Source organism: Pseudomonas sp. A25(2017) (genome assembly GCF_002001065.1).
GTDB classification, from domain to species: domain Bacteria; phylum Pseudomonadota; class Gammaproteobacteria; order Pseudomonadales; family Pseudomonadaceae; genus Aquipseudomonas; species Aquipseudomonas kilonensis.
Genome location: NZ_MUOA01000039.1, coordinates 1 through 10,063 on the forward strand (window position 1 = coordinate 1; position 10,063 = coordinate 10,063).

At 60.8% G+C, this 10,063-nt stretch carries 9 protein-coding genes; 7 read left to right on the plus strand and 2 right to left on the minus strand.

Features of this window, described 5'->3' with window-relative positions; genetic code table 11:
* The coding region (locus B0E42_RS03395) for a TRAP transporter substrate-binding protein (protein WP_077505666.1) at window positions 1-893 on the minus strand (893 nt) is incomplete at its 3' end.
* A gap of 969 nt (window positions 894-1,862) precedes the next feature.
* Here B0E42_RS03395 and B0E42_RS03400 point away from each other — a divergent pair.
* From B0E42_RS03400 to B0E42_RS03430, 7 genes are all read left to right on the plus strand, one after another.
* Entirely contained in the window at window positions 1,863-3,017 is a 1,155-nt protein-coding gene (locus B0E42_RS03400) for a mandelate racemase family protein (protein WP_018614064.1), read from the plus strand.
* Between the two features lie 71 nt (window positions 3,018-3,088).
* Window positions 3,089-4,711 carry an ABC transporter substrate-binding protein gene (locus B0E42_RS03405; RefSeq protein WP_024616253.1) on the plus strand — a complete coding sequence of 541 codons (1,623 nt, stop codon included), beginning with the start codon at window positions 3,089-3,091 and terminating at the stop codon, window positions 4,709-4,711.
* Window positions 4,712-4,745: 34 nt separating this feature from the next.
* Window positions 4,746-5,783, plus strand: a complete 1,038-nt coding sequence (locus B0E42_RS03410) for an ABC transporter permease (RefSeq protein ID WP_024616252.1) — start codon at window positions 4,746-4,748, stop codon at window positions 5,781-5,783.
* Complete coding sequence (locus B0E42_RS03415) at window positions 5,783-6,691, plus strand: ABC transporter permease (RefSeq protein WP_018614072.1); 909 nt, start codon at window positions 5,783-5,785, stop codon at window positions 6,689-6,691. The genes B0E42_RS03410 and B0E42_RS03415 overlap by 1 nt, the downstream gene beginning before the upstream one ends.
* Window positions 6,692-6,701: 10 nt before the next feature.
* Complete coding sequence (locus B0E42_RS03420; protein ID WP_018614073.1) at window positions 6,702-7,541, plus strand: ABC transporter ATP-binding protein; 840 nt, start codon at window positions 6,702-6,704, stop codon at window positions 7,539-7,541.
* Window positions 7,542-7,551: 10 nt separating this feature from the next.
* A complete protein-coding gene (locus B0E42_RS03425) occupies window positions 7,552-8,319 on the plus strand; it encodes an ABC transporter ATP-binding protein (protein WP_053178236.1) in 768 nt (255 codons plus the stop codon).
* 137 nt (window positions 8,320-8,456) lie between these two features.
* Window positions 8,457-9,179: an oligogalacturonate-specific porin KdgM family protein gene (locus B0E42_RS03430; RefSeq protein ID WP_077505668.1), complete on the plus strand. Its 723-nt coding sequence runs from the start codon at window positions 8,457-8,459 to the stop codon at window positions 9,177-9,179.
* Between the two features lie 43 nt (window positions 9,180-9,222).
* Here the strand turns inward: B0E42_RS03430 and B0E42_RS29645 are convergent, their stop codons facing one another.
* Window positions 9,223-9,981: a hypothetical protein gene (locus tag B0E42_RS29645; RefSeq protein WP_139353085.1), complete on the minus strand. Its 759-nt coding sequence runs from the start codon at window positions 9,979-9,981 to the stop codon at window positions 9,223-9,225.
* Between the last annotated feature and the right edge of the window lie 82 nt (window positions 9,982-10,063).

Below are 10,063 nucleotides of genomic sequence, written 5' to 3' on the forward strand. Positions count from 1 at the left end.
CGTTCTTCTGGCGTCATGGTGATGATCTCGGTGGTCTTGGCGTCGAGGATGCGCTGCTTGTCGTGCTCGTTCAGTTGTGCCGCCTCTTTGTTCACGTGGGCCGTGACTTCTACCAGGATCTTGTCCAGTTCAGTGCGGATGTCCGGTGGCAGACCGTTCCAGAACTTGGTGTTGGTGATCAGCATGTAGTCGAGCAAACCGTGGTTGGACTCGGTGATGTACTTTTGCACTTCATGCATTTTCTGGCTGTAGATGTTCGAGTACGGGTTTTCCGCACCGTTGACCACGCCGGTCTGCAAACCTTGGTAAACCTCGGCGAAGCTCATCTTGCGCGGGTTGGCGTTCACTGCCTTGAATTGCTCTTCCAGTACCGCCGATGCCTGTACGCGGAACTTCAGGCCACGAGCATCCTTGGGTTCACGCAGCGGTTTGTTCGCCGACAGCTGCTTCATGCCGTTGTGCCAATAAGCCAGGCCGGTGATGTTCTTGCTTTCCATGGACTTGAGCAGTTTCTGGCCTTCAGGGCTCAACTGGAAACGGTCCACGGCGGAGATGTCATCAAACAGGAACGGCAAGTCAAACAACTGCACCGTCTTGGTGTATTGCTCGAACTTGGCCAGCGACGGCGCGATCATCTGTACATCGCCCAACAGCAAGGCTTCCATCTCTTTGCCGTCGCCGAACAGTGAAGAGTTGGGGTAGACCTCGACCTTCACTTTGCCTGGCAACCGTTCTTCCACCAGTTTCTTGAACAGCAGCGCGCCTTGGCCTTTTGGTGTTTGTTCGGCGACGACATGGGAGAACTTGATCACCACCGGATCTGCCGCCATGGCCGTGCTCATCGCACTCAGGGCCAATGTGCAAGCGAGCGCTTTCCAGATAGGTTTGAACATTACGGGCTTTCCTCTTGTTTTTAGTATTTTCGTGCGGGCTCATTCAAAACACAGCGCACGGCCGAACAATGATGAGTCTAGGCAGAAAAACAACTTGTCGAGTGCGGTTAACAGGAAAACCGTCCTTTGGCTGTACATCTCGACAGATTGCGCTAGAGCCCTCCTTGTATCGGGCTGAAACATCCCAAACGGCTCATTTCGAAAGGTTTCAGTCAATAACCGTGCTGGGGCGGGAAACTGTAAAGGGTCGGTGATGGCTACTGGCTTTCAGTCTCACGCCAAAGCTCGGTGAATCCATGGGGCGAGGGTGGGCATGGCTGTGGATTCTGCGTCCACCACCGACCCCCTGTGGGAGCGAGCCTGCTCGCGATGACGGCGTCACATCCAACATCACCGTCTCAGACAGACCGCCTTCGCGAGCAGGCTCGCTCCCACAGTTTTTGATTGCGGCTGTTCACAACTTTGGCGTCCGCCAGAGATCCCCTGTGGGAGCGAGCTTGCTCGCGATGACTGTGGCCCATCCAGCATCACCGCCTCAGATAAACCGCCTTCGCGAGCAGGCTCGCTCCCACAGTTTTTGATTGCGGCTGTTCACAACTTTGGCGTCCGCCAGAGATCCCCTGTGGGAGCGAGCTTGCTCGCGATGACGGCGGCACAGCCAACATCACCGCCTCAGACAGACCGCCTTCGCGAGCAAGCCCGCTCCCGCAATTGCCCATCTCCTGGCCCACGTCTTCAGCCTTCAAGGCACTACCTCGTCTGCGGCAAGTGGTATCACCTCATGTCTCGTGGTATGACGACTTATTAAGATTTCGCCCGTGGAAATGATCACGTCTCCGCGAAAAATCTCGTGAGTACGCAAGTTTTATTGCGATGTAGGGGTTGACAGTCCGCCAGCAACGTCAGAATAATCCGTCACGTTGTATGACGACATACAAATAAACAATAACAACATTGGTGTTCCTCCCCATGAGAATCACAGGCGTTCACGTCGAAGTTTTTTCCACCCCTTCGCGCCGTGCCCAGGACAGCGCCGGCCATGCCCATCCAGGCGATGAGGTCATGATCAAGATGGCTTTGCTGCGAATCGGTTGCGACGATGGCTCCGAGGGCTATGCCTTCGGCCCGCCCGAGTTGATTCGTCCGCACATCATCGAATCCTTCGTGCGCAAAGTGCTGATCGGTCGCGACCCAATGGATCGCGAGAGCATCTGGCAGGACCTGGCGCACTGGCAACGCGGCAGTGCCGGGCAGTTCACTGATCGGGCGCTGGCGCTGGTGGAGCAAGCGTTGTGGGACTTGGCCGGGCGTGCGCTCAAGTTGCCGGTGCACAAGTTGATTGGCGGTTATCGCGACAAGGTCCCGGCGTACGGCTCGACGATGTGCGGCGATGACCTGCCAGGTGGCCTGTCGACGCCGGACGAGTACGGTCAGTTCGCCGAAAAGCTGGTCCAGCGCGGCTACAAGGCCATCAAGCTGCACACCTGGATGCCACCGATTTCCTTCGCGCCGAACCCACAGATGGACATCCAGGCCTGCGCCGCCGTGCGTGAGGCGGTCGGGCCCAACATCGCGTTGATGCTCGACGGCTACCACTGGTACAGCCGCATGGACGCGCTGACCATCGGCAAGGCCCTACAGGAACTGAATTTCGCCTGGTTCGAAGAGCCGATGATGGAAGACTCGGCAGAGTCCTATGCCTGGCTGGCGGCCAACCTGGACATTCCAGTGCTGGGCCCGGAAAGCATCGCCGGCAAGTTTCATAGCCGCGCCAGTTGGGTGACCCAGAAATCCTGTGACATCCTGCGTGCCGGTGTGGCCGGGGTCGGGGGTATCGGGCCGTGCCTGAAGGTGGCGCACTTGGCCGAGTCGTTCGGCATGGACTGTGAAGTCCACGGCAATGGTGCGGCGAACCTGGCGGTGGTCGGTGCTATCAGCAATTGCCGCTGGTATGAGCGCGGGCTGCTGCACCCGTTCCTCGACTACGAAGAAGTCCCGGCGCACCTCAACAGCATCGTCGACCCGATGGATGCCGACGGTTTTGTGCACCTGTCCGACCGGCCGGGGTTGGGCGAGGACATCAATTTCGCGTATATCGAGGCCAACACCCTGTCCCGACATTGATCCTGTTCCACGCCTGAGGCCGATGGCTGCCCGGGCGACAAGTCTTTATAAATATAAGAAAGGACTGAACCATGAATCTCTGGCCCAAGCGCCTGACCAGGCTGCTGTGTGTCACCGTGGCCCTGTGCGCAGTGCAGGTGCCCGTCAGCCTGGCCCAAGGCGAAACGCCCCCCGACCAATTGGTGGTGGGCATGAGCATGATCAATCTGCTGTCCCTGGACCCTGCGGCGGCCACCGGCCTGGAGGTCGCCGAAGTCAACGCCAACGTCTATGACATGCTCCTGGAACAGGATGCGGCGCAACCGGACACGCTGATTCCGGCCTTGGCGAAAACCTGGGACGTCAGCCCCGACCGCATGCGCCTGACCTTCCAATTGCGCGACGACGTACGTTTTCACTCCGGTGCGCCCCTGACCGCGCAAGACGTCGCCTGGTCGTTGCAGCGCGTGGTTACCCTCAACCGCGCCCTGGCGTCCACCTGGAAAGCCTACGGTTTCACCGCCGACAACGTCGTCAAACTGATGCGCGCCGAAGGGCCGCACACCTTTGTCATGGAGTTGCCGCGCGTCACCGACCCGATGCTGGTGCTCAACACCCTGGCGACGTCACCCAGCGCCTTCATCATCGATCGCAGCGTCGCCTTGCAACATCAGGTCGGCGACGACCAGGGCGCGGCGTGGCTGGCGACGCACACGGCCGGGTCCGGCGCGTTCAAGCTCGACATCTGGCGCGCCAACGATGTGATCCTGATGAGTCGTCATGACGACTATTGGCGCGGCCCCGCGAAGTTACGACGGGTGATCATGCGCAACATGACCGAGTCCCAGGCACTGCGCCTGATGGTCGAGCGCGGTGACCTGGACGTCGCCCGCGGCATGGCAGCCACCGACATCAAGGCGCTGGGCAAGGTCGATGAAGTGCGCATCCAGAGCATAGCCCGCGGCACGCTGTACTACGTGGCGATGAGCATGCAGCAACCGTTGTTCCAGGACATCCGCGTGCGCCAGGCCATCCGCCTGCTGATCGACTACCAGGGCATCAATGACGTGGTCATGCCGCACTACGGTGTGATCAATCAGCGGCCCTTGCAACTGGGGCTGCCGGCACGCCTGGACGATCCGGGTTATCGCCTGGACGTGGCCGAGGCCAAGCGCCTGCTGGCGGCGGCCGGACATGCCGAAGGCTTCAAGGTGACCATCCGTTCGCTGACCGATCCGCCGTTCATCAACATCGCCACCAGCCTGCAAGCGACACTGGCCCAGGCGGGGATCCAGGCGACGATCATCACCGGCACCGGCAACCAGATCTATGGGGCGATGCGCGACCGCCAGTTCGACATCCTCGTCGGTCGTGGCGGCGGCGGGGCGGAGCGTCATCCGCATTCGAGCCTGCGGGCCCTGGTGTACAACCCGGACAATCGCACCGAAGCCAAGCTGAGCAACTTCCAGGGCTGGCGTACCTCGTTCTTCAACCCGCAGCTCAATCAACTGATCGAGCAAGCCGAGCGCGAGCGTGACCCCGCGCGCCAGCGCGAAATCTACGCGCAGATCCAGACCCTCTACGACCAACAGGCCGGGGCGATCATGCCGGTCTCACAGATGGTGGACGAAGTGGTGATCCATGCGGATGTGCGCAACTACATCGGCCACACCGCCGCCACCACGCGTCTTCGGGACGTCTACAAGCAGCGCTGAAATCGACGGCCACAGGGCCAAGGCAGGAATGAACATGTCGACTGCATCCTTTTCAATCTGGACAACTCGGGCCGCTTCGGCGACCCGGCGCAGTGGCTCGGTGGCGGTGACGCTGCTGGGGTTGCTGCTGCTGACCTTTTTCATCGGGCGGGTGATGCCCCTGGACCCGGTGCTGGCCATCGTTGGCCCGGACGCCGACGCCTCGGCCTACGCCCAGGTGTACAAAGAGCTGGGCCTGGACAAGCCGTTGTGGACCCAATTCGCGATCTACCTTGGCGACCTGCTGCACGGTGACTTTGGCATGGCCTTGCTGACCGGCAACCCGGTCATCACCGACATCGCCCGGGTCTTCCCGGCCACCTTGGAACTGGCCACCCTGGCCATTCTGTTCGGCGTGTTGGCGGGCTTGCCGCTGGGTGTCTACGCGGCGACGCATCAGGGGCGCGCCGGTGACCATGTCGCACGGTTGATCACGTTGTTCGGTTACTCCACGCCGATTTTCTGGATCGGCATGATGGCTTTCCTGGTGTTCTACGCCTGGCTGGGTTGGGCCGGTGGCGTCGGGCGCATCGGCCTGGCCTATGACGGGCTGATCCCGAAACACACCGGGCTGCTGTTGATCGACACTGCCTGGTCCGGCGAGTGGGAGGCCTTTCGCAGTGCGCTGCGCCACATCCTGTTGCCGGCGGTGATCCTCAGCTTCAACTCGGTCGCCTACATCAGCCGCATGACCCGCAGCTTCATGCTCGAGCAACTGTCCCAGGAGTACATCATCACCGCCCGGGTCAAGGGCTTGTCCCAGCGCCGCATCGTCTGGGGCCATGCCTTCGGCAACATCCGCGTGCAACTGCTGACTATCGTCGCGCTGGCCTACGGTGGCCTGCTGGAGGGCGCGGTGCTGATCGAAACCGTGTTCGCCTGGCCGGGCTTCGGCCAGTACCTGACCAGCAGTTTGCTGCTCGGTGACATGAACGCGGTGATGGCCTGCGTGCTGTTGATCGGCCTCATCTTCGTGACGCTGAACCTGATCAGCGACGCGCTGTACAAGATCTTCGACCCGAGGACTCGCTAATGAACCTGCCCCTTGCTTCCAGCGCCCCCGGTAGCGCCACGTTGCCGGCTTCCAGTTCGGCGGCGATGGCCGCCAGCACCCTGCGCCTGCTGCGTTTTTTGCTGCGCAACCCGATGACCTTCGCCGGCCTGGTCGTCGTCGCTACCCTGATGCTGGTCGCGGCTTTCGCACCCTGGATCGCCGGCCACGATCCGCTGCTGCAGAACCTCGCCGGCGCGTTGCAGGCACCCAGCAGCGCGCACTGGTTCGGCACTGACGAATACGGTCGCGATGTCTTCGCCCGGCTGGTGTATGGCTCGCGCATCACCCTGTACATCGTCTTGCTGGTGACGGTGATTGTCGGCCCCATCGGCCTGCTGGTCGGCACGGTTTCCGGTTACTTCGGTGGCTGGGTCGACAGCCTGTTCATGCGCATCACCGACATCTTCATCTCGTTCCCCAGCCTGGTCCTGGCGCTGGCCTTCATCGCCGCCCTCGGCCCAGGCCTGGAGCACGCGGTGATCGCCATCGCGCTGACGGCCTGGCCGCCGATTGCCCGGCTCGCCCGCGCCGAAACACTGCCGCTGCGCAACGCCGACTTCGTCGTCGCGGTGCAACTTCAGGGCGCTTCCAGTACCCGGGTCATCCTGCGCCACATCATCCCGATGTGCCTGTCGTCGGTGATCATCCGCCTGACCATGAACATGGCGAGCATCATCCTCACCGCCGCCGCCCTGGGCTTTCTTGGCCTCGGCGCCCAGGCACCGTTGCCAGAGTGGGGCGCGATGATCTCTACCGGGCGGCGCTACATGCTCGAAAGCTGGTGGCTGGTGGCGGCGCCCGGTGCGGCGATCATGCTGGTCAGCCTGGCCTTCAACCTGTTGGGCGACGGCTTGCGCGATGTCCTCGACCCACGTAGCCAATCCTGAGGAACAGGCCATGACTGAGATAAAACTTGCGGTACAGGACTTGTGCGTGGAGTTTCGCAACGCTGGCAAAAACTCCCTGGCGGTGCGTGACGTGTCGTTCACCCTGGGCCGGGAAAAACTCGCCATCGTCGGTGAATCCGGCTCGGGCAAATCCACCGTCGGCCGCAGCCTTTTGCGTCTGCATCCGCCGACCGCGCGAGTCACCGCCAAGACGTTGCGCTTCGCCGACATCGACCTGTTGGCCGCCAGCGAAAAGCAGATCCAGGCGATTCGCGGCGCGCGCATGTCGATGATCATGCAAGACCCCAAGTACTCGCTGAACCCGGTGGTGCGGGTCGGTGAACAAATCGCCGAGGCCTACCTGGCTCATCACAAGGTGCCCCATCGCGAAGCCCGCGAACGCGCCTTGGACATGCTCGCCAAGGTGCACATTCGTGACCCTCGGCGGGTCTACGACCTGTACCCCCACGAGGTCTCGGGCGGCATGGGCCAGCGGATCATGATCGCCATGATGGTGATCACCGATCCCCAGGTGATCATCGCCGACGAACCGACTTCGGCGCTGGACGTGTCGGTGCGCCGACAGGTGCTCAACGTGCTGGAAGAGTTGGTCAGCGAGCGTGACCTGGGGCTGATCTTCATCAGTCACGACCTGAACCTGGTGCGGCATTTCTGTGATCGCGTGCTGGTGATGTACGCCGGTCGCGTGGTCGAGTCGATTGCCGCCGCCGATCTGGATAACGCCACCCATCCCTACACCCAGGGCCTGTTGGCCGCATTGCCGAGCCTGGACCATCCGCGCGCCACGTTGCCGGTGCTGCAGCGCGACCCCCACTGGTTGAATGCTTGAGGAGCCTGTCATGAGCATGATTGAAATCGCCGGCCTGAACCTCAGTTTTGGCACGGGCGCGGCACTGAACACAGTACTGCACGACGTCGATTTGAGTGTCGCCGAAGGTGAGGCATTTGGTCTGGTGGGGGAGTCCGGTTCGGGCAAAACCACCGTGCTGCGCTGCCTGGCCGGGCAGTACCAACACTGGAGCGGACAACTGCGGGTCGCCGGCCACGCCGTGACCCGCAACCTGCCGCTGAACCACTACCGCACCGTGCAGATGGTGTTCCAGGACCCGTATGCCTCGTTGCATCCGCGCTATACCGTCGATGCCGCGCTGCAAGAACCGTTGCGCATCCATGGCATCGACGGGCGTGCACAGAAGGTCAGTGAAATCCTGCGCAAGGTCGGCTTGAACGACAGCTTCCGCTTTCGTTATCCGCACCAGTTGTCCGGTGGTCAGCGCCAACGGGTGGCGATTGCCCGGGCGCTGATCCTGCGTCCCCGGGTGCTGTTGCTGGACGAGCCGACCTCGGCGCTGGATGTTTCGGTACAGGCGGAGATCCTCAACCTGCTGGCCGACTTGCGTCGCCAGGAAGGGCTGACCTATCTGATGGTCACCCATGATCTGGCGGTGGTTGCGCACCTGTGTGACCGGCTGGCGGTGATGCAGCAAGGCAGGGTGGTGGAGACGCTCGACAGTCATCTGCTGGCGAGCGATGGCGCCACCCATGCGTACACCCGTTTGCTGGTGCAGGCCAGTCGGGACATACAGCGTGTACCTATCGCTGTCTGAGTTTTGTTTTAACTAAACAGTTGTACTTGTTTTAACCCGTAAAAGACGTTGAGCCCCAGGTATCAATGCCGCGCACGCGCTCGCCTGTGATTTGGCGTTTACCCCAACTTACTATTAAACCAACAAGAATAAAAACCATGAAAAAGACACTCGTAGTACTTTCTGTCGCTTCGTTGTTCACATCGGTTGTTGCCCAGGCCGATACCGGTTATATCAACGTACGCCATCAATATGCGGAAAAAACCCGCATGCACGCCGACCGTGCCAAGTTTGGTATTCGGCTGGACAACGGTGTGGGTCTGGAAGGTGAACTCAAATACAAGACCGCCGGTGATCGCGAAGACGTTGCCTTCGACAACACCGTCGGCAGCGGCCATGAATTCACCGTCAACTATCAGCACAAGATCGATGACCGCTGGACGTTGACGCCTTCGTTCGCCATGGAAAGCGATGAGGAATCCACCACCTACAAGATGGGCATGCGCCTGGCCTACAAGATCACCAAGGAGCTGAGCATCGCCGGACGCTACCGTTACGACTCCTCCAAGCTCGACCGTGACAAGGTCGACCATGACGTACCGGACAACGGCCAGGACGACCAGAAGATCCATCGCTACGACGTGTACGTCAACTACGCCAACCAAGGGCCATGGGCGTATGAGTATCAATTGACGTACTTCGATGCCAACTACATCCGTTATAACGGTGGCACCGACGACTATGAACAGAATGCGGTGGTCAAGTACAAGTGGGACAAGCGCTGGGCACCGTTCTTTGAAGTGGGCGATATCAAAGTCAACTCGGTCGACAGTGATCGCCAACTGCGCCTGCGGGTCGGCATTCAATACAACTTTTTCTAAGTTGTGGTAGCACTGGTCGACACTGAGTCCACGAACACTAGGATCAAAACTGTGGGAGCGAGCTTGCTCGCGATAGCGGCGTGCCTGTGCCGATGATGTTGGATGTACCGCCGTCATCGCGAGCAAGCTCGGCTCCCACACTGGTTTTCGAGCGTTCACAGATCAGGCGCTCACCATAGATCCCCTGTGGGAGCGAGCTTGCTCGCGATAGCGGCCTGCCTGTGCCGATGATGTTGGATGTACCGCCGTCATCGCGAGCAAGCTCGGCTCCCACACTGGTTTTCGAGCGTTCACAGATCAGGCGCTCACCATAGATCCCCTGTGGGAGCGAGCTTGCTCGCGATAGCGGCCTGCCTGTGCCGATGATGTTGGATGTACCGCCGTCATCGCGAGCAAGCTCGGCTCCCACACTGGTTTTCGAGCGTTCACAGATCAGGCGCTCACCATAGATCCCCTGTGGGAGCGAGCTTGCTCGCGATAGCGGCCTGCCTGTGCCGATGATGTTGGATGTATCGCCGTCATCGCGAGCAAGCTCGGCTCCCACACTGGTTTTCGAGCGTTCACAGATCAGGCGCTCACCACCAACCCCCTGTGGGAGCGAGCTTGCTCGCGATAGCGATCTGCCTGTGCCGATAATGTTGGATGCATCGCCGTCATCGCGAGCAAGCTCGGCTCCCACACTGGTTTTCGAGCGTTCACAGATCAGGCGCTCACCATAGATCCCCTGTGGGAGCAGAGCTTGCTCGCGATAGCGGCCTGCCTGTGCCGATGATGTTGGATGTATCGCCGTCATCGCGAGCAAACTCGGCTCCCACACTGGTTTTCGAGCGTTCACAGATCAGGCGCTCACCATAGATCCCCTGTGGGAGCGAGCTTGCTCGCGA

Coding starts and splice junctions, on each gene's coding strand:
- B0E42_RS03425 (WP_053178236.1), top strand. CDS start 7,552: ATGAGCATGATTGAAATCGCCGGCCTGAACCTCAGTTTTGGCACGGGC.
- B0E42_RS03405 (WP_024616253.1), top strand. CDS start 3,089: ATGAATCTCTGGCCCAAGCGCCTGACCAGGCTGCTGTGTGTCACCGTG.
- B0E42_RS03400 (WP_018614064.1), top strand. CDS start 1,863: ATGAGAATCACAGGCGTTCACGTCGAAGTTTTTTCCACCCCTTCGCGC.
- B0E42_RS03415 (WP_018614072.1), top strand. CDS start 5,783: ATGAACCTGCCCCTTGCTTCCAGCGCCCCCGGTAGCGCCACGTTGCCG.
- B0E42_RS03420 (WP_018614073.1), top strand. CDS start 6,702: ATGACTGAGATAAAACTTGCGGTACAGGACTTGTGCGTGGAGTTTCGC.
- B0E42_RS03410 (WP_024616252.1), top strand. CDS start 4,746: ATGTCGACTGCATCCTTTTCAATCTGGACAACTCGGGCCGCTTCGGCG.
- B0E42_RS03430 (WP_077505668.1), top strand. CDS start 8,457: ATGAAAAAGACACTCGTAGTACTTTCTGTCGCTTCGTTGTTCACATCG.